17 protein-coding genes are annotated in these 19,165 nt (G+C 50.5%); 12 read left to right on the forward strand and 5 right to left on the reverse strand.

The window, feature by feature from the left end; genetic code table 11:
* The first annotated feature begins 22 nt into the window (after nt 1-22).
* From RHD99_RS12785 to add, 4 genes are all read left to right on the forward strand, one after another.
* Nucleotides 23-1,195 (forward strand): MalY/PatB family protein, encoded by a 1,173-nt coding sequence (locus tag RHD99_RS12785; RefSeq protein WP_309874260.1) that lies wholly within the window; start codon nt 23-25, stop codon nt 1,193-1,195.
* 210 nt (nt 1,196-1,405) lie between these two features.
* Nucleotides 1,406-2,929, forward strand: a complete 1,524-nt coding sequence (gene pdeG / locus RHD99_RS12790; RefSeq protein ID WP_309874261.1) for a cyclic di-3',5'-guanosine monophosphate phosphodiesterase PdeG — start codon at nt 1,406-1,408, stop codon at nt 2,927-2,929.
* Nucleotides 2,930-3,061: 132 nt separating this feature from the next.
* Nucleotides 3,062-3,592 carry a phospholipase D family nuclease gene (locus RHD99_RS12795; RefSeq protein ID WP_309874263.1) on the forward strand — a complete coding sequence of 177 codons (531 nt, stop codon included), beginning with the start codon at nt 3,062-3,064 and terminating at the stop codon, nt 3,590-3,592.
* Nucleotides 3,593-3,904: 312 nt separating this feature from the next.
* Nucleotides 3,905-4,906 (forward strand): adenosine deaminase, encoded by a 1,002-nt coding sequence (gene add, locus RHD99_RS12800; protein ID WP_309874265.1) that lies wholly within the window; start codon nt 3,905-3,907, stop codon nt 4,904-4,906.
* Between the two features lie 29 nt (nt 4,907-4,935).
* On the opposite strand, the gene RHD99_RS12805 is transcribed toward add, so the two are convergent.
* Together RHD99_RS12805 and RHD99_RS12810 are read right to left on the reverse strand one after the other, a co-directional pair.
* Nucleotides 4,936-5,934, reverse strand: a complete 999-nt coding sequence (locus RHD99_RS12805) for a bile acid:sodium symporter family protein (protein ID WP_309874267.1) — start codon at nt 5,932-5,934, stop codon at nt 4,936-4,938.
* Between the two features lie 71 nt (nt 5,935-6,005).
* Nucleotides 6,006-6,716 carry a YnfC family lipoprotein gene (locus RHD99_RS12810; RefSeq protein ID WP_255459275.1) on the reverse strand — a complete coding sequence of 237 codons (711 nt, stop codon included), beginning with the start codon at nt 6,714-6,716 and terminating at the stop codon, nt 6,006-6,008.
* A gap of 305 nt (nt 6,717-7,021) precedes the next feature.
* On the opposite strand from RHD99_RS12810, the gene RHD99_RS12815 reads away from it, so the two are divergent.
* The 7 genes from RHD99_RS12815 (at nt 7,022) to clcB (ending at nt 14,714) form a co-directional block, all read left to right on the forward strand.
* Entirely contained in the window at nt 7,022-7,324 is a 303-nt protein-coding gene (locus tag RHD99_RS12815) for a DUF1161 domain-containing protein (protein WP_270138907.1), read from the forward strand.
* A 211-nt stretch (nt 7,325-7,535) separates the two neighbouring features.
* Nucleotides 7,536-8,411, forward strand: a complete 876-nt coding sequence (locus RHD99_RS12820; RefSeq protein ID WP_309874272.1) for an OB-fold protein — start codon at nt 7,536-7,538, stop codon at nt 8,409-8,411.
* 245 nt (nt 8,412-8,656) lie between these two features.
* Entirely contained in the window at nt 8,657-11,095 is a 2,439-nt protein-coding gene (gene ynfE, locus RHD99_RS12825; RefSeq protein ID WP_309874273.1) for a selenate/tellurate reductase subunit YnfE, read from the forward strand.
* 10 nt (nt 11,096-11,105) lie between these two features.
* Complete coding sequence (locus RHD99_RS12830) at nt 11,106-11,723, forward strand: DMSO/selenate family reductase complex B subunit (protein WP_270138912.1); 618 nt, start codon at nt 11,106-11,108, stop codon at nt 11,721-11,723.
* A 1-nt stretch (nt 11,724) separates the two neighbouring features.
* Nucleotides 11,725-12,582 carry a dimethyl sulfoxide reductase anchor subunit family protein gene (locus RHD99_RS12835; protein WP_309874275.1) on the forward strand — a complete coding sequence of 286 codons (858 nt, stop codon included), beginning with the start codon at nt 11,725-11,727 and terminating at the stop codon, nt 12,580-12,582.
* A gap of 46 nt (nt 12,583-12,628) precedes the next feature.
* Nucleotides 12,629-13,255 (forward strand): Tat proofreading chaperone DmsD, encoded by a 627-nt coding sequence (dmsD, locus tag RHD99_RS12840; protein ID WP_309879154.1) that lies wholly within the window; start codon nt 12,629-12,631, stop codon nt 13,253-13,255.
* A gap of 163 nt (nt 13,256-13,418) precedes the next feature.
* Complete coding sequence (gene clcB / locus RHD99_RS12845) at nt 13,419-14,714, forward strand: voltage-gated ClC-type chloride channel ClcB (RefSeq protein WP_309879155.1); 1,296 nt, start codon at nt 13,419-13,421, stop codon at nt 14,712-14,714.
* On the opposite strand, the gene bioD is transcribed toward clcB, so the two are convergent.
* From bioD to ynfL, 3 genes are all read right to left on the reverse strand, one after another.
* Nucleotides 14,667-15,362 carry a dethiobiotin synthase gene (bioD, locus tag RHD99_RS12850; protein ID WP_309874277.1) on the reverse strand — a complete coding sequence of 232 codons (696 nt, stop codon included), beginning with the start codon at nt 15,360-15,362 and terminating at the stop codon, nt 14,667-14,669. The two genes, clcB and bioD, sit on opposite strands and share 48 nt — an antisense overlap.
* A 159-nt stretch (nt 15,363-15,521) precedes the next feature.
* Nucleotides 15,522-16,739 (reverse strand): sugar metabolism global transcriptional regulator Mlc, encoded by a 1,218-nt coding sequence (gene mlc / locus RHD99_RS12855; RefSeq protein ID WP_309874278.1) that lies wholly within the window; start codon nt 16,737-16,739, stop codon nt 15,522-15,524.
* Between the two features lie 117 nt (nt 16,740-16,856).
* Nucleotides 16,857-17,765, reverse strand: coding sequence for a multidrug efflux transcriptional activator YnfL/SxtR(Kp) (gene ynfL, locus RHD99_RS12860; protein ID WP_270138921.1), 909 nt, complete (start codon nt 17,763-17,765; stop codon nt 16,857-16,859).
* A 99-nt stretch (nt 17,766-17,864) separates the two neighbouring features.
* On the opposite strand from ynfL, the gene ynfM reads away from it, so the two are divergent.
* Nucleotides 17,865-19,115, forward strand: coding sequence for a multidrug efflux MFS transporter YnfM/SxtP(Kp) (gene ynfM / locus RHD99_RS12865; RefSeq protein ID WP_309874280.1), 1,251 nt, complete (start codon nt 17,865-17,867; stop codon nt 19,113-19,115).
* Nucleotides 19,116-19,165: the final 50 nt, after the last annotated feature.

The raw sequence follows: 19,165 nt of genomic DNA on the forward strand, positions 1-19,165 counted from the left end.
CGCCCATTTGTTGCGAGGTGATATGTTCGATTTTTCCACCCCCGTTGACCGACATGGAACCTGGTGTACCCAGTGGGATTATGTCGCAGACCGTTTCGGCGCCGCCGATCTCCTGCCCTTCACCATTTCTGATATGGATTTCCCGACCGCTCCGGTCATTCTTGATGCATTACAAAAGCGTTTATCTCACGGTGTTTTAGGTTACAGCCGCTGGAAGAATGACGAGTTTCTTGGTGCGATTGCGCATTGGTATCAGACACGTTTTAACAGCGTGATTGATAAAGAGTCAGTGGTTTACGGCCCGTCCGTTATCTATATGGTTTCACAGCTGATTCGCCAGTGGTCAGTTCCAGGTGATGCGGTACTTATTCATACTCCAGCTTATGACGCGTTTTACAAAGCGATTGAAGGGAATCAGCGCCAGGTCTTTAGCGCGCCGTTGCATAAAACGGACAGCGGCTGGATGTGCGATATGGCTGCACTGGAAGCGCAACTGGCTAAACCTGAATGCAAAATCATGCTTTTGTGCAGCCCGCAAAACCCGACCGGGAAGGTCTGGACGCGCGAAGAACTGGAAACCATGGCAACGTTGTGCGAGCGACACGGCGTCAGAGTTATCAGTGATGAAATTCATATGGATATGATCTGGGAAGGCCACGTTCATACACCATGGTGCGAGGTGGGCAAAGGCCAATGGGCGCTGTTCACTTCCGGCTCCAAGAGTTTCAATATCCCGGCATTAACCGGCGCATATGGCCTGATCAACGACGCGAATGAACGCCAGCAGTATCTGAATGTGCTCAAAGGTCAGGATGGGCTGTCATCGCCGGCAATCCTTGCCGTGGTTGCCCATATTGCTGCTTATCAGGAAGGCGCTGCATGGCTGGACGAACTGCGCACTTACCTGCAAGGCAATCTTCATTATGTGGCAGACACGTTGAACCGTGAATTTGCACAACTCAACTGGCAACCACCCCAATCCACCTATCTGGCGTGGATTGATTTACGTCCGTTGGGCATTGATGACAACGCGCTGCAAAAAGCGCTGATTGAGCAGCAAAAAGTCGCCATCATGCCGGGATATACGTACGGTGAGGAAGGAAAAGGCTTTGTGCGCCTGAATGCCGGTTGCCCACGCGTTAAACTTGAAGAAGGCGTGAAGCGATTAATTAGGGCAATAAAGTCGCTGCAGTAAGTATTCAGGGGAGGAAACTCCCCTTTTTAATACCTTATTGTTAATGCGCAGCCAACGCATAAGCAATTTGAAGAATGGCGGATATATCAATGGATTTGCCAAAGGGGGCTGTTTTATTTATCGCTTTGTACCATGCTAGTTATACCCGTCTGTTTTGCGGAAGAATGTTCACGTTTGGCATGCAATTAATTCTTCTCCTCAGAGAGCATTATGCAAAAATCAGTCATTCCGCTCATCACCGCGATATTATTTTTCCTTACAGGCACGTTCATTCTGAACCTGCAACTCTGGTTTTCTGCTGGTTTCGCAAACACCGCTGGAGCCGTGAGAGCCGCTAAAAGTATTGACGGGATCCTTGAAGAAGCGCGGGTTGCCACCGAGGAAGGAATGGCTATCGCTAAAGCCGAATGTACATCAGAGGCGCAATACCGGCTCGGGACTGAAGCTGCGTTAGAACCCCATCTCAGAACCATTCTGATTATTAAGCATGACAAAATATGGTGTTCCTCTCTCCCCGGAAATCGCCTGTTGCTGGCTAACATAGCCGAACTCCCTGACACCCTGCTCGCGCTTGTTCAGGCAAGATACAGCCTGAATGGTTTGCCTGTGCTGCTTTACCAGACGTCTATACAGGAAGGAAAAATTATTGTGACCATCAGTGACTCTCACATTCGGGATGCACTGAACACCTCACTTAAAAATACCCATTTCATGTTGGTGGTTCATGGCCGGGCCATTGGCCTTACTGGTGCGGTTAAGGATCATTCCAGCAGCGATGAAAAATACGGTTTTGTGCAGTCAAACAATTATCCGTTCAGGGTCGCCTATAACCATCCTGCATTTTTCAGCCTACAACGGTTGTTTGACCAGGGGGCTGGAATGCTGCTGTTTATTCTGCTGATCTCCTGCGCCGTGGCATATGCCTTACATAAATACTTCAACAAATACACCACACCAGAAGACACTTTACGCAGTGCCATCGATAACGGCGAGATTGTGCCTTTTTATCAACCCATCGTGAATGGCAGAACAGGAACGCTTCGGGGAGTGGAAGTTCTGGCTCGGTGGAAACACCCGACAGCCGGTTTTATTTCACCGGCGTCCTTCATACCGATTGCCGAAAAATCAGGTCTGATTGTGCAGTTAACTCAGTCCCTGATGGCACAGGTCATTGCCAATATGAATGCCATTACCAGTAAATTACCTGAAGGTTTTCATCTCGGGATCAATTTTAGCGCCACGCATATTAATTCCCCTGCTTTCCTCGATGACTGCATGAAATACCGTGACAGTTTCCAATGCAAAGATCTGACACACGTGATTGAGGTGACTGAACGGGAACCTTTAAACGTCGACGAACAACTCATTACTAAACTCAATATCCTGCATGACAGTGGTTTTGCCATTGCACTGGATGATTTTGGTACGGGTTATTCTGGGCTTTCTTATCTCAATGATTTACAAATTGATTATATTAAAATCGACCAGAGTTTCGTGGGTAGAGTGAATGAAAATGCGGAGTCCACCATACTGCTTGATTGTGTTATTGACCTGGCGAGCAGGCTGTCATTAAGCATTGTGGCGGAGGGCGTTGAGACATTGGCACAAGTGGAATATCTGAACCGACACAACATCACATTTCTTCAGGGATACTATTTTTACAAACCCGTCAGCTTTACGGATCTGGTGAAAATACTGTTGTCCAGGCCCAGAGAAAAGGTTGTCATTGAATGAACCTGTGCCTTTGATTGTGAGTGTTACAGCCTCTTACTAATCCTGGTATTTTCAATACATTCTTTGTCAGACATAAAGTACGCGAGCAACGTTAAACTTATTCACCCCAACCCAGTCAATCTGGATTTTTGAATGCCAGCGCTTAAAAAATTTCACCTCCTGACAATAGCCTCCGCTCTCTTGCTGCCATTAACAGCATTTTCGTCCCCTAGCGTACAGGTCGGTTTCTCGCCTGAAGGTTCTGCGCGTGAATTGGTGTTGAAGACAATAAATCAGGCACACACGTCGATAGAAATGATTGGCTATTCTTTCCAGGCTCCAGATATCGCACAGGCACTGGTAAATGCACACTCTCATGGCGTTAACGTGCGTGTTGTGGTGGATGAAAGGCGCAATCAGGTTAAAGCCAGCAGGAATACGATGCAGTATGTCGCGTCCCACGGGGTTGAACTACGAATTGACGGGCATTACCACATACAGCACGACAAGACGATTATCGTTGACGATCGCACCGTCGAAACGGGCTCGTTTAACTTCGCCCCTTCCGCCGAGACTGAAAACTCAGAAAATGTCGTCGTGATAAACGATATGCCAGACGTGACTCGGCAGTATATTGCGCACTGGCAGTCGCGATGGGACTTGGGCAAACCCTATGCGGTTTAAGTGTTAAATCACGGATAAAAAAAGACCAGCAATCGGAAAGCTGGTCAATCATATGCAGGCGCAGATTATCTTGCTACGAGCTGAACGCTCATTGAATTGTTATGTCGAGAGCATTATCAAATGCGCTTTGAGTATAGAGCAAGGAATAAAATACGGGGCAAGGATGGAACGGAATTCGATGTGTATGCTTACCATCACACCTGGATGAATTGCCGCTTTCTGCTTTTATTTTCAGGTAATTATCTTTGTTTCTAATAGCTTACAACACCGTGCTATAATGTACCGCACTTTAATCAATAAAAGAGTGCGACCATGATTGATACCTCCATCCCATTAACCGATTTGCACCGTCATCTTGATGGTAATATTCGTGCACAAACGATCCTCGATCTAGGCCGCCAGTTTAACCTGTCACTCCCGGCTGATTCTCTTGAAGCACTTCGTCCTCATGTACAAGTCGTGGAAACCGCGCCTGATTTGGTTAGTTTCCTGCAAAAACTCGACTGGGGCGTGAAAGTCCTGGCCTCTCTGGATGCCTGTCGCCGTGTGGCATGGGAAAATATTGAAGATGCCGCACGCAACGGCCTGCATTATGTGGAGCTGCGCTTCTCGCCAGGATATATGGCGATGACGCATAACTTGCCGGTCGCCGGTGTGGTAGAAGCGGTGATTGAAGGCGTGCGTCAAGGCTGCCGCGACTTTGGTGTTGAAGCACGTCTGATCGGCATTCTGAGCCGTACGTTTGGTGAGGCCGCATGCGAAGCTGAGTTGGATGCCCTGCTGACTCATCGCGACCACATTACCGCGCTTGACCTTGCAGGTGATGAACTGGGTTTCCCGGGCAGCTTATTCTTGAACCACTTTAACCGCGCACGCGATGCTGGCTGGCATATCACCGTCCACGCGGGCGAAGCAGCTGGCCCGGAAAGTATCTGGCAGGCGATTCGTGAACTGGGTGCGGAGCGTATCGGTCACGGTGTGAAAGCTGTTGAAGACCCGGCACTGATGGATTTCCTGGCTGAACACGGTATCGGTATCGAATCCTGCCTGACATCAAATATTCAAACCAGCACCGTGGCATCTTTGGATAAGCATCCATTGATTACCTTCCTGAATAAAGGTGTGCTGGCGACCATTAATACCGATGATCCGGCAGTCCAGGGTATCGATATTATTCATGAATATACAGTTGCGGCCCCGCAAGCGGGTCTGAGCGCGGCACACATCCGTACCGCGCAAGAGAATGGTTTGAAAATTGCCTTCCTCAGTGAAGCGGAAAAGCAGGCGCTGATCGCTAAAGTTCGCGCCGCGTAAACATTCCCATCCTTCGTCAAACGCTTGAGTCAGGAGACTGACTCAAGCGCTCTCTTTTCCTTCGCCGTTTTGCGTGCATAACGCTGCGCCAGCACCGCACAGACCATCAATTGCACCTGATGGAATATCATCAAAGGCAAAACCATCATGCCCACAGCACTGGCCGGGAACAGCACGTTTGCCATCGGCACACCGTTCGCGAGGCTTTTTTTGGAGCCACAGAACACAATGGTAATTTCGTCCGCCGTGTTGAACCCCATAAAACGCGCGACCCAGGTATTGACTACCAGAACTATCGCCAGCAACACAATTGAGCAGCCCAAAATGGCTAACAACGCGGTGCCATTAACCTGCTGCCAAATACCTTCCACTACCGCTTCGCTAAAGGCCACATACACCACCAGCAAAATAGATGACCTGTCGGTCATGCTGATCAGTTTTTTATGTTTATCGACCCAACGACCAATCAGTGGGCGCGACAAATGCCCCACCACAAACGGCACCATCAATTGCAGGATGATTTTGCCAATGGCATGCAGTGTGTCAGTGGTGCCTTCCTGCGTATTCATTAATGCACCGACTAAAACTGGTGACAGGAAAATCCCCAGAATACTGGATGCCGAAGCGCTACATACCGCCGCCGCCACGTTTCCGCCTGCGACCGAGGTGAAGGCAATTGCCGACTGTACAGTCGCAGGCAACGCGCAGAGGTACAGGAAGCCCATGTACAGCGGTTGATTCAGGATGCCAGGCGAAAGAAAGCCCATCGCCAGCCCCAACAGTGGGAAAAGCGCGAAGGTGCTGAGGAAAACCACAAGATGGAGTTTCCAGTGCCCCATGCCTGCCACAATTGCATCCCGGGAAAGTTTTGCCCCGTGCATGAAAAACAGCAGCGCAATCGCGGCCGTGGTCAGGTATTCAAATGCAGTTTTAACCGCACCTTCGCAGGGGAAAAGCGAAGCAATGACCACGACGGCGATCATAATCAGTAAAAAAGTATCGATTTTCAGGCGCTGCAACCACTTCATCCGACTTCCTTCTACATGTGCCAATATTTTTGACGTTGAATCAAACCAACCGAACTTGCGAACGTTCGGTCTCAATAGTAATTGATGTCATTCTTGATGATGTACGTTTCAACTTTGGACGGCTTAGCATTGAGATCGGTAATGTTCAGCACACATTCCAGTGGATTAAAATGGCCGTCGTAATCGCAGGTTTGTTTAACCTGCGCAATAGATTTACCGTTCAACATACTTTCAGATGTGAAATCGAGTTTTTTCTTGAGATCACTGCCTGTTTTCGCGGTGATAGTCAGGGTTTCATCATTCGATTGCGTCGTTTTGCCTAATGGGAAACCGTCCGCATCGTAGCGATAAACTATCGATGTCTCTTTACCGTGTGCTGCGACCACAAAGCCTTTATCGTCGGTTTCATAAGTGAGGACCGCCTGGGGTAACTCCGCCAGTTGGCATTTACCCTGCAGTTTCACGCGTCTTTCATGGGTAATCGCATCGATATAATAGTTAGCATTCAGCACAAGCGTAGCGCCGGTGTTGCTTTCCAGATCATGAAATTCAAGTTCGTTAAAACACCCTTCTTCCGACACCAGACCCACGACGCGTTTTATCACTTCGCCCTTCTGATTGATGAGCGTTTGGGTGAAATCTTTGACTGGCCCGCGTAATGGATCAAAGTCGAACTCATTTGAAAAACTGGCCATTTCTGGCGTATAGGAGAGCGTATTATTCTGATTATCACACCCGGCAACAGAGGCTACCAGCGCACTAAGGATAATGATTTTCTTCACGTAAATCCGGCTCCGACTTGAAATGTAACGAACATGATATACCCAAAATAATTCAAGTTGCTTAAAGGCGGCAAACCCGTGACAAATCTGTCTGGAACAGATTTGAACAGCGCTTGCGCTGGCCCGTAGGGTGAGCCTCATGGATGAGGCTCATCAATCCCCAGGAGCTTACTTAAGTAAGTGACTGGGGTGAGCGGGTGTAGCCAACGCATAAGCAGCTTGAAGTATGAAGGGTATAAGCAAATACAACACTTTACACTAGAGGAACTATGCTTATACAACGCCCCTAAGATAAGGAAGAGATGATGAAACGCTCAATTTGGCTGGGTGTATGTCTGTTAATCGCGACCACTCCGGTACTCGCCGCGCAGACGTCATGCGATACAGTCAAGGCCGACATTCAGCAAAAAATTATTAAAAATGGTGTCCCGGAAACGGGGTTTACTTTGACGATAGTGCCAAATGATCAGGCCTCTCAACCTGATGCACAAGTTGTTGGCCACTGCGCTAATGATACTCAGAAAATTCTCTATACGCGTACCAGCAGCGGAAACTATCCCGCTAGCGGCGGAAATACTCAGGACGGTACACCCGCTGAACCGCAGTAATCATGCCATCGGGGCGTTTTCGCCCCGTCACACTTAACATAACCCACTGTATAATAAAAAGATTAATCAATAGCCAATCACAAACTGACCCAGTGTGTTTCAGATATGACTTGTGGTGATTTATTTTTAAACATAATAGTTCGTGTGGTTTAGCCCTGTTTTGCGGTATTTCCATTTTTTTTGTTAAACGCAAAACGTTAGGAAACTGCAAATGGCTTTAATTTCTTGCAAGGAATGCCAAAAAGAAGTGTCGAGGTCCGCAAAAGCATGTCCACATTGTGGTGCCAGCAAACCGGCTGCCACCAAAGAGAAAACGGTTAAAGGCTTTTTGGGTTTGGTGACTCTCATTTTGGGCGGGTTGATTTGGTTTGGCTCGGTAAATGCCCAGGAAAATGTTCAGCAAAATGACAATGTTAACGAACCCACAGCGTCGAAAGAAATCGTAAGTTACACCGCCGTTCAATTATCCAAAGCATATGAAGAAAACGAAGTAGCTACCGATGAGGCGCTGAAAGGCAAGCGGGTCAATGTCACAGGCCAGGTGGAATCAATAGACAAAGATTACTCCGGCACGATATTTATCCATATCAGCACGTTAAATGAGTCTATGCCCGCCAGAATGGATATTGCGGAGAGGCAAAAAGCCGTGGCAACGTCGCTTCGTAACGGCGACAAAATTAGTATCACATGCGAAAAAATGTCGCGACTGGTTGGAGAACCTTATGGCAGTGATTGCGTCATTAACCCACCCGCTGATACGCAACCTGTTACTGCAACCGCGCCCACTCAACCTGCTGAAAATAAAACGTTTAGCTGTGACGAGACAGACCCTGGTTGCCTCGTGGCAAAAGTCATCCTGAGCGCCTGGCCTGAATGCTTGAGAGGCATTGAAAAGGAAGCCGGAGAAAACTTTAAATGGGGCAACGGGGGAAACGTTTCTGGTTATGATCAAATAACCAATATTGGGACTGTTGATGGCAACAACATTAGCGTTACTGATGAAAATGGGGTCACTTCTCAGTTAAATTATACATGTAAAATAGATATATCAACCAAACGCGTACTGTCTGTAAACATCAATAAGTAGCGCAATAAACGGCAGTGGTAATAAGGGGCTTTCGCCCCGTTTTACCTCACCCCCACCTCCAGCAAGTTTCATGCAACTCTCCGCCCTAACTTTGATGCGTGTTAACAACACCTACTCCTAAATAGGTAAAAATCATTTTCGGTCGATAATATTCGCTTGTTAAGCAATATTTCGCTTTGCCGTCATGAATACAAAACAACCACAACAACAAAGACATCCTGAGATAACACGTCATGGAGTGAGTTATGTCGAACCAATCTTGCCCTAATGGAATAACCCGTCGAAACCTGATGAAGACCAGCGCCATTGGCGGGCTGGCCCTCGCGGTGGGGGGAATATCCCTGCCATTTGGCTTGCGAGCCGCAGCCGCGGCGGTGGGAGATGCTGTTTCCCCTAATGAAGATAAAGTCGTTTGGGGAGCCTGTTCAGTAAACTGCGGTAGCCGCTGCGCCCTGCGTTTACACGTGCGCGATAATGAAGTCACCTGGGTTGAAACGGATAACACCGGTAACGATGTCTATGGTGATCACCAGGTGCGCGCCTGCTTGCGTGGTCGTTCAATTCGCCGACGTATTAACCATCCTGAGCGCCTGAACTACCCAATGAAACGCGTCGGTAAACGTGGTGAAGGGAAATTTGAGCGAATCTCATGGGATGAAGCGCTGGATACCATCACTAACAGCCTGAAAAACACAGTAGAAAAATACGGTAACGAAGCGGTTTACATTAACTACACTTCGGGGATTGTTGGCGGCAACATCACGCGCTCCTCACCCAGTGCATCGTTGATTACTCGCCTGATGAACAGCTACGGCGGCTTCCTCGGCCAATACGGCACCTACAGCACCGCGCAAATTGCCTGCGCCATGCCGTACACCTACGGCACCAACGATGGAAACAGCACCTCCGATATCGAGAACAGTAAGCTGGTCGTCTTATTCGGTAATAATCCTGCCGAAACCCGCATGAGCGGAGGCGGCATCACCTATTACCTGGAACAGGCGCGTGAACGCTCCAATGCGCGAATGATCGTTATCGACCCTCGCTACACCGATACCGCAGCTGGACGTGAAGATGAGTGGCTCCCTATTCGTCCAGGTACAGATGCCGCATTAGTTGCCGGTATCGCCCACGTTTTGATTACCCAAAACCTCGTCGATCAACCCTTCCTCGATAAATACTGTGTCGGATACGATGAAAAAACGCTGCCGGAGGGCGCTCCTGCCAACGGTCACTATAAAGCCTGGATCCTCGGCCAGGGTGATGATGGCGTTGAAAAATCCCCACGTTGGGCATCAGCAATTACCGGTATTCCGGTTGATAAAATCATCAAACTTGCCTACGAAATTGGCAGCACCAAACCGGCGTATATCGCGCAGGGTTGGGGACCACAGCGCCAGGCAAACGGCGAACTGACTGCCCGCGCCATCGCTATGTTGCCGATCTTGACCGGAAACGTGGGAATTAGCGGAGGTAACAGCGGTGCGCGTGAATCCACTTACACCATCACCATTGAGCGTATGCCGGTATTAGTTAACCCGGTGAAAACGCAAATCTCCTGCTTTAGTTGGACTGACGCGATTACACGCGGCCCGGAAATGACCGCCAAACGCGATGGCGTGCGAGGGAAAGATAAGCTCGACGTGCCCATTAAGTTCATTTGGAACTACGCCGGTAACACCATTATCAACCAGCATTCTGACATCAACAAAACGCACGATACGCTGCAAGACGATAGCAAGTGCGAGATGATTGTGGTCATTGAGAACTTCATGACCTCTTCGGCAAAATACGCCGATATCCTGCTGCCGGACTTAATGACCGTCGAACAAGAAGACATCATTCCTAACGACTACGCCGGCAATATGGGTTACCTGATTTTTATCCAACCCGCCACGGAACCGAAATTTGAGCGCAAGCCAATTTACTGGATCACCAGCGAAGTGGCTCGTCGTTTAGGGCCGGATATTCATCAGAAATTTACCGAAGGGCGCACTCAGGAGCAGTGGCTACAGTTTTTGTACGCGAAGATGCTGGAAAAAGATCCCCAATTACCGTCGTATGAAGAACTGCGCGCAATGGGGATTTATAAACGTAAAGACCCGAACGGTCATTTTGTCGCGTACAAAGCCTTCCGCACCGACCCGGACGCCAATCCATTAAAAACGCCTTCCGGTAAAATCGAAATCTACTCCAGCAAACTTGCAGACATCGCCGCCAGTTGGGAGTTAGAAAAAGACGAAACCATCAGTCCACTGCCTATTTACGCCTCCACCTTCGACGGCTGGGATGCACCAGAGCGCAGCTCGTATCCGCTTCAACTGTTCGGCTTCCATTACAAAGCCCGTACCCACTCGAGCTACGGCAATATTGATGTGCTGAAAGCCGCCTGCCGCCAGGAAGTGTGGATTAACCCGATTGATGCCCAGGCTCGCGGTATCGCCAACGGCGATATGGTGCGGGTGTTTAATGGTCGCGGTGAGTTGCGTATTCCGGCAAAAGTCACGCCGCGCATCATGCCTGGGGTCACAGCGATGGGCCAGGGTGCCTGGCACGAAGCCAACATGGCCGGTGACCGTATCGACCACGGCTCATGTATCAACACGTTGACCACTCAGCGCCCTTCCCCTTTGGCGAAAGGGAATCCGCAACATACTAATCTGGTCGAAATCCAAAAGGCATAGGGAATAGCTGATGACAACCCAATATGGTTTTTATATTGATTCCAGTCGTTGCACCGGCTGCAAAACTTGCGAGCTGGCCTGTAAGGACTACAAAAATTTATCCCCCGATGTCAGCTTCCGTCGCATCTATGAATATGCAGGTGGCGACTGGCAGGAAGACAACGGCGTCTGGCAGCAAAATGTCTTTGCCTATTACTTATCCATTGCCTGCAACCATTGCGAAGATCCCGCCTGCACCAAAGTCTGCCCAAGTGGTGCGATGCACAAACGCGAAGACGGTTTTGTGGTGGTGAATGAGGACGTTTGTATTGGCTGCCGTTACTGCCATATGGCGTGCCCGTACGGTGCGCCGCAATACAATGCTGAAAAAGGCCACATGACCAAATGCGATGGCTGTTACTCGCGCATTGCTGAAGGCAAGAAGCCAATTTGTGTTGAATCCTGCCCGTTACGTGCACTGGATATGGCCCCGATTGACGAACTGCGTAAAAAATATGGTGTGCAAGCCGCTATTGCTCCGCTGCCGTCAGCGCACTTCACCAAGCCAAATATTGTGATTAAACCCAATGCCAACAGCCGCCCTTGTGGGGATAAAACCGGCTACCTGGCGAATCCAGAGGAGGTTTGAGATGGGAAGCGGATGGCATGAATGGCCGTTGGTGTTGTTTACTGTACTGGGCCAGTGCGTCGTTGGAGCGGTAATCGTGATGGGACTGGCATGGAATGCCGCCAGTAATAACAGCGAATTACAGCAACGGGTCGTTCGATCCATGTTCTTTATCTGGCTGATCATGGGCATTGCATTTATCGCCTCGGTGATGCATCTGGGCTCACCACTGCGAGCATTCAACTCGCTTAATCGCGTCGGGCAATCGGCATTGAGCAATGAAATTGCCAGTGGGTCGGTGTTCTTTGCGGTTGGCGGTTTATGGTGGTTGCTTGCAGTACTGAAAAAAATACCGGTCGCGATTGGCAAGGTGTGGCTGGCTGCAACCATGGTGCTGGGGCTGGTCTTCGTCTGGGCAATGACCCGTGTCTACCAGATTGATATCGTGCCAACCTGGCACAACAGTTACACAACGTGGAGTTTCTTTTTGACGGTTCTTCTGGGCGGCCCGCTACTGGGAACACTGCTGCTCCAGACGGTACGGTATTCATTCCACGACAGTAAACTGGCGACGCTTAGCGCTTTGGCTCTGTTTGCGGCAATGGCCATCATCGTATTGCAAGGCAGCGAACTGGCGGATATTCAGAGCTCAGTACAGCACGCCAGCGCGTTAGTACCTGATTATGCCTCGTTGCAGGTGTGGCGTATTGCACTGATAGCGCTCGGATTGGGCTGCTGGATTTGCCCAATGGTACGACGCACCCCGCCCAAAACAGCCGGGTTATTGTTCGGATTAATATTGGTCATTGTCGGTGAATGTATTGGTCGTGGAATTTTTTACGGCCTGCATATGACCGTCGGCATGGCGGTAACAGGTTAATTGATACAAAATGCGCGGGGTAACTCGCGCAACAAGGAAGAGAATGATGTCTAACACTACGCAAAGACTGGCGACTATCGCCCTGACAGGAAAAGTACTGGGCGCGCTGTATTATCAAGCCCCCACCAGTCAGGATGTCGCCGCACTTTACGCCACACTTGAAGACCCTGAATGGGCAAAACAATGGCCGGTTCAGCACGCCGAGCTGGATGCCATCGCGACACGCATGGCTGAGGGCTTTAACTATTCGCAAGAATCATTGAGCGAAGCCTGGCAACGTCTGTTTATCGGCCCTTACGCATTACCGGCTTCGCCATGGGGCTCTGCTTATCTCGATAAAGAAAATGTGCTGTTTGGTGACTCGATGCTTGAGCTGCGCCAGTGGATGCGCGAAAACGACATCGCCAATGAGCAAGAAAGTAACGAACCTGATGACCATATCGGGATTTTGTTGATGCTGGCTGCATGGCTCGCAGAAGAAGGCATGATGCAAAAAGTAGATGAACTGCTCGCCTGGCATATCCTGCCGTGGAGCGGGCGTTTTCTGGAGCTGTTTATCGCAAATGCCGAACATCCGTTTTATCAGGCATTGGGCGAATTAACCCGCATTACGCTTGCCGACTGGAGCAAAGAGTTGTTGATTCCCGTCGCGCAAAAAGAGATTTATTTCTGATAACCGGCTTCAATCCCGCTCGTCACTGGGCGGGAATATTAATAACTGCGATAATTAAAAGTGACGTTGTCACATCAAATCGCCATCATCCCTTCAGCATTTCGTTGTGGTTAATGGCCTTCATGACGCACAATATCCCTCTTTTCCCGCTACGCTAATTGGCATGCATCGCTTACACCACTTCCCGGACATGAAAGGCATGTTACGGCGGCTGATTTTCGCCGTCTGGATTGGCGTCGCCTCAGCGATAGTCGTCTGGCTGTTTCGCCAGTCGATGTACTTTCTGGAAGGCCTATTTTTGGGCGATCACAGCGGCAGCCTGGTTGCCGCCGCTGCGGCACTGCCATCATGGCGACGATTGCTCACCCCTGCATTGGGTGGGTTGCTTGCCGGTACGCTACTTTGGGCATGGCAACGCGCTACGCGCCAGCGCCCTTCTGCGCCCACTGACTACATGGAAGCCATTGAAACGGGCGACGGACGCTTAGATGTTGGAGCCAGCCTGGTTAAATCGGCAGCCTCGCTGATAGTGGTCGCCAGCGGTAGCGCTATTGGCCGTGAAGGGGCGATGGTGCTACTGGCAACCGTTTTTGCTTCTGTATTCGCACAGCGTTGCTCGCATAAAGACGAATGGAAGTTGTGGGTCGCCTGTGGCGCAGCCGCCGGGATGGCAAGCGCCTATCATGCGCCGCTGGCGGGTAGCTTGTTTATCGCAGAAATTCTGTTTGGCACTCTGATGCTTGCCTCTCTTGGCCCTGTGGTGATTGCCGCCGTCTGCGCCTTGCTGATGACCCACCTATTAAACGACGAGCAAACGCTGCTTTATACTGTCCGCGCACTCAGCGCCCCACAGCCGGTTCAATATCTACTCATGGCGTCGCTCGGCCTGCTTGCGGGTATTGCAGGGCCGCTGTTTCTTTGGTTGATGGCGCAAAGCAGTAAACTATTCCAGCGTTTGCAGTTAACTCCTCCGTTACAACTTGCGTTAGGGGGATTGCTGGTTGGGCTGCTTTCGCTTATCACACCGCTGGTTTGGGGCAATGGTTACAGCGTAGTGCAGTCATTTCTCTCGCAACCGCCTGCGCTGCTGTTCGTGGCAGGGATTCTGGTCTACAAATTGGCGGCGGTACTGGCAAGCAGTGGCTCAGGCGCTCCAGGCGGCGTGTTTACCCCGACGTTATTTGTCGGCGCGGCATTGGGAATGTTAGTGGGGCAATGGTTCGGAATATGGGCGTGGAGCGGGGATAACGTGGCGATTTTGCTGGCGCTCACCGGAATGGCAACGCTTTTGGCTGCCACCACGCATGCACCGATAATGTCTACGCTGATGGTTTGTGAAATGACGGGGGAGTTTACACTGCTCCCCGGTTTACTGGTGTCGTGCGTGGTGGCATCAGCGCTCTCGCGCTGGTTACGCCCGCAGACGGTCTATACTCAACGCGCCGCTAAGACGGGATAAATCGATGTAGTTTGCCAGTTCACGCTGTTCTGCCCGTGGCAAATAAGGCAGCTCACCCACCAGCGGTCCCGGCAGTTTTTTACTGAGTACATCAATGATTTCAGCGTAGTGCGCAAGCCCTGGATTGATGCGGTTCGCCACCCAGCCAATCAACGGTAAGCCGTCATTAGCAATGGCCTGAGCCGTCAGCAAGGCGTGATTAATACACCCTTCCTGAATACCCACAACCATCAATACCGGTAATTGTTCCTGCACCACCCACTCGGATAACGGACGTAGATCGTTCATTAAACTGCGCCAACCGCCAGTGCCCTCAACCACAACGTGATCCACGAGGCCGGTTAAATTTTGCAGCCCGTCAGACAGCAACGAATAGTTGATTTGGCAATTGTGGCTAACGCTGCTTTCTTCTTCGCTCAGCGCGATAGGGTTGATGGCTTCATAAGGCAGTGAAACAGTGGAAACACTTTGCAGAACTAACGCATCTTTGTTGCGCAGGCCCTCTGGCGTCTCTTTACACCCTTTGGCCACCGGCTTATAGCCGACAACACTTTTGCCACTGGCTGCAAGCGCCTGCAACAAGGCGCGAGAAACCACAGTCTTCCCGACTGCAGTATCGGTACCTGTTATAAAGAAACGCGTAAGCATGACTAACTCCCAAGGCAATGCTTCAAATACCCGTCTTTCTCAGTGAGGTAAGACGGATATTAGTGATTAGAAATTGAATAATTCAGGAGTGAAAGTCTAAAAGAATAGTGATTCGACCAGTTTGAGATAGCGCAATTTTTAGTGGATCAGCCTACGACATTACCCTTGCAGCAGACGAATCAATAACGAACCGTTATACATTGCGTCTTTTACCAGCGCCGCACCGGCCATGGTTCCACGGTGATTATATTGCGTGCTTTCGACAATCATATGCTCGCTATACGCCGGTAACGACTGCTGACGAATGCAATCCGTGATCGCCGGATGCAGAATTTCTGCGGCTCGGTTGAGTGGCGAACCAATCAGGATTTTTTGTGGATGGAACAAATTGACCATAATCGCAAGTATTCGGCCGACGTTGGTGCCTACCCCGAGAATAATATCTTTCGCTAATAGGTCGCCGTTGAGCGCGGCATCACACAACGATTCGACGGTGAGCGGCTGTTCATGCAGCATGGAGCCCATCGACTGGCTCATGCGCAACTGGGCTAACTCCAGCACGCTGTCGATGCTGGCTATCGTTTCAAGGCAACCGTTATTGCCGCAATAGCAGCGCTTGCCGTAGGGGTCGACCTGAGTATGGCCTATTTCGACCAGGCTGCTGCTGCCCGCGTGAAGCAAGCGTCCATCGGTAATAACGCCGGCACCGACGTTATCATCAATGACCACCTGAATCACATCACGCGCGCCTTTTGACGCACCAAACAGGCCTTCGGCCATCGTCCACGCGCTGATATCGTGTTGAACATACACCGGCACGCCAGTGTAGTTTTCAAGGATCTCGCCAAGTGGCATATCACAGACATCATAAAACGGCATGCGATGGACGATGCCGCGCTTGGTGTCGATAATCCCGGGCATCGTGATGGCAATCGCGGTGAGACGTTCGAGCTTTTGCTGATGGCGGATAAAGAACTGGTCGATCTGCGCGATGATCCGCTCGATGAGCGGCTGCGTGTCTTCAACACTGAGCGAAACGGCATCTTCAACAATCAGTTTGCTGCTTAAATCATGCAGACCGAGTGAAATTTCCCCACGGCTGATTCGCACGGACAAGTAGTGCCATGCTTCAGTTTCCAGCATCAGCCCCACAGCAGGACGCCCGCGGCTGCCAGGGTCCTGAATTTCAGTTTCCTGCACCAGATGGGCTTCAATCATTTCACGAACAATTTTCGTGATGCTGGCAGGAGCGAGTTGCGCCAGACGAGAAAGATCGATTCGCGACACCGGTCCATGGGTATCAATCAGACGATAAACAACGCCCGCATTGGTTTGCTTGATCTGATCGATATGGCCCGGTTGGCTATCAGCAACCACTTGCGACTCCCTTTATTTTCGCGCTTCGAAATAAACTTTGGGCTATGGTGAAACACTTCAACCAGAGGAGTCAAATATTTACGTAGGGTTGTGATTTACCGCACATATTAGGCCGCTTTAATCGTCTTTTAGAACCATTATTGACTGAGTCAGCAAGGCGGAGATTCTAAGTGCTGCGGCTGACAATTCGCGATGTTTTGGCCACACTAACCACATTTCTGACTGCGCCTCGGACTCTTCGATGGGCAACCAAACCACTTCCGATAAATGAACACGTTTAAATGATGCCGGAAGAATCGAAACTCCCAGCCCCGCAGACACCAGCCCGATTATTGTCATCGCCTCGCCCACTTCCTGCGTGATATAGGGTGTGATTCCATGACGCTGTAACAGGCCGAGAATATCGTCATACAGACCGGTTCCGACATGAGGGTCAAAAAAGACAAACGGTTCGTTTGCCAACTGTTGCAGAGAAATCGCCGCGCATTGGGCAAGCTTGTTGTCGCGGTGCACCATCGCCAGCAGGGGTTCCCGCAACACCACCTTCCAGTCCAGCGTGTCCGGAAGCCGCGTATTTCGCATTAATCCCAGTTCAAGTTCACCGTCATTAAGCGGTGCGATTTGCTCGCGGGTGTTAATTTCCCGCATCTGCAAATGCACATCGGGATAACTGCGGCGAAAAGTCGACAGGCTGTCAGATACCGTTTTGATAAACGGCGCAGAAGAGGTGAAACCAATGCGTAATTCACCCGCCTCCCCTTGATGCAGCCTGGCTGCCCGCCCGGCAGCGATCTCAACCTGGCTTAAAATCTGCCGCGCGTCCTGCAAAAACTGACGCCCCGCAGCGGTCAGGCTCACACTTCGGTTGGTTCTCGCCAGTAAACGTGCGCCAATTTGTTGTTCAAGGATTTGAATCTGCTGACTCAACGGTGGCTGTGAAATACGCAGGCGCGCCGCCGCACGACCAAAATGGAGCTCTTCCGCAACCGCCACGAAGTAACGCAGATGCCGCAATTCAATATTCATATTTTAAACATATCAATTGAGATTATTAATATATTAGACAGAACATTAGCGATTTTCTACTCTGAACAGAAGACTTCAAAAGCGTATTAAGGACCCATTTTGAGCCGTACAACCCTCGTCGACACCGCAGAGGCAGAAGATGTTGACGACAGAATTTCACTCCAGCCTGCCACTTATATTAAACGGGGTTCGCCTCAGTTCATGCGCGTCACTCTGGCGCTATTTTCTGCAGGACTCGCAACCTTTGCGCTACTTTATTGCGTGCAACCCATCCTGCCGGTCCTGTCGCATGAGTTTGGCGTATCCCCCGCCAGTAGCAGCGTTTCCCTTTCGGTTTCTACCGCCATGTTGGCGATTGGGCTGCTGTTTACCGGGCCACTTTCTGATGCCATTGGCCGCAAACCCGTGATGGTGACCGCGTTATTGCTCGCATCAAGCTGCACACTGCTCTCCACCATGATGACCAGTTGGCAGGGGATATTAGTGATGCGCGCCTTGATTGGGTTATCGCTAAGTGGGGTCGCCGCCGTGGGCATGACCTATCTGAGTGAAGAAATTCACCCAAGCGTTGTGGCCTTTTCAATGGGGCTGTATATCAGCGGCAACGCGATTGGAGGCATGAGTGGCCGTCTGTTAAGTGGAGTCCTGACCGATTTCTTTAACTGGCGCATCGCGGTCGCCGGCATCGGCTGTTTCGCCCTGGCCTCAGCCCTCATGTTCTGGAAAATCCTGCCTGAATCCCGACACTTCCGCCCTTCTTCCCTGCGCCCTAAAACCCTGTTTATTAATTTCCGTCTGCACTGGCGTGACCCGGGATTGCCGTTGTTATTCGCTCAGGGCTTTTTACTGATGGGCGCGTTTGTCACCCTGTTCAATTACATTGGTTATCGCTTGATGCAAGGGCCATGGTATTTGAGCCAGGCGGTGGTTGGCTTATTGTCAGTGGTGTATTTAATCGGAACCTGGAGTTCACCCAAAGCCGGAGCGATGGCCGCAAAATTTGGTCGTGGCCCTGTCATGATCTTTTCTACTGCGATGATGCTGCTCGGTTTGGTGCTAACCGTGTTCTCACCCCTTGCGATTATTTTCATCGGGATGCTGCTTTTTTCTGCCGGATTCTTCGCCGCGCACTCGGTCGCCAGTGGCTGGATTGGCCCGCGTGCGAAACGTGCGAAAGGGCAAGCCTCATCATTATATTTGTTTAGTTATTACCTTGGCTCAAGCCTTGCCGGGACGTGTGGTGGGATTTTCTGGCACCAGTTCGGATGGGCCGGTGTGGCGAGTTTTATCGGCACTCTTTTGGTCATCTCATTGTTAGTGGGGACGCGTTTGCATCATCGCGCACATTAACTCTGCCACAGCCTCGTTTTCGGGATGGCTTTTTGCTATTTTCGCTTGCG

It is taken from the genome of Buttiauxella selenatireducens (genome assembly GCF_031432975.1).
GTDB lineage: Bacteria > Pseudomonadota > Gammaproteobacteria > Enterobacterales > Enterobacteriaceae > Buttiauxella > Buttiauxella selenatireducens.

Coding starts and splice junctions, on each gene's coding strand:
- RHD99_RS12785 (WP_309874260.1), top strand. CDS start 23: ATGTTCGATTTTTCCACCCCCGTTGACCGACATGGAACCTGGTGTACC.
- pdeG (WP_309874261.1), top strand. CDS start 1,406: ATGCAAAAATCAGTCATTCCGCTCATCACCGCGATATTATTTTTCCTT.
- RHD99_RS12795 (WP_309874263.1), top strand. CDS start 3,062: ATGCCAGCGCTTAAAAAATTTCACCTCCTGACAATAGCCTCCGCTCTC.
- add (WP_309874265.1), top strand. CDS start 3,905: ATGATTGATACCTCCATCCCATTAACCGATTTGCACCGTCATCTTGAT.
- RHD99_RS12805 (WP_309874267.1), bottom strand. CDS start 5,934: ATGAAGTGGTTGCAGCGCCTGAAAATCGATACTTTTTTACTGATTATG.
- RHD99_RS12815 (WP_270138907.1), top strand. CDS start 7,022: ATGAAACGCTCAATTTGGCTGGGTGTATGTCTGTTAATCGCGACCACT.
- RHD99_RS12820 (WP_309874272.1), top strand. CDS start 7,536: ATGGCTTTAATTTCTTGCAAGGAATGCCAAAAAGAAGTGTCGAGGTCC.
- ynfE (WP_309874273.1), top strand. CDS start 8,657: ATGTCGAACCAATCTTGCCCTAATGGAATAACCCGTCGAAACCTGATG.
- RHD99_RS12830 (WP_270138912.1), top strand. CDS start 11,106: ATGACAACCCAATATGGTTTTTATATTGATTCCAGTCGTTGCACCGGC.
- RHD99_RS12835 (WP_309874275.1), top strand. CDS start 11,725: ATGGGAAGCGGATGGCATGAATGGCCGTTGGTGTTGTTTACTGTACTG.
- dmsD (WP_309879154.1), top strand. CDS start 12,629: ATGTCTAACACTACGCAAAGACTGGCGACTATCGCCCTGACAGGAAAA.
- clcB (WP_309879155.1), top strand. CDS start 13,419: ATGCATCGCTTACACCACTTCCCGGACATGAAAGGCATGTTACGGCGG.
- bioD (WP_309874277.1), bottom strand. CDS start 15,362: ATGCTTACGCGTTTCTTTATAACAGGTACCGATACTGCAGTCGGGAAG.
- ynfL (WP_270138921.1), bottom strand. CDS start 17,765: ATGAATATTGAATTGCGGCATCTGCGTTACTTCGTGGCGGTTGCGGAA.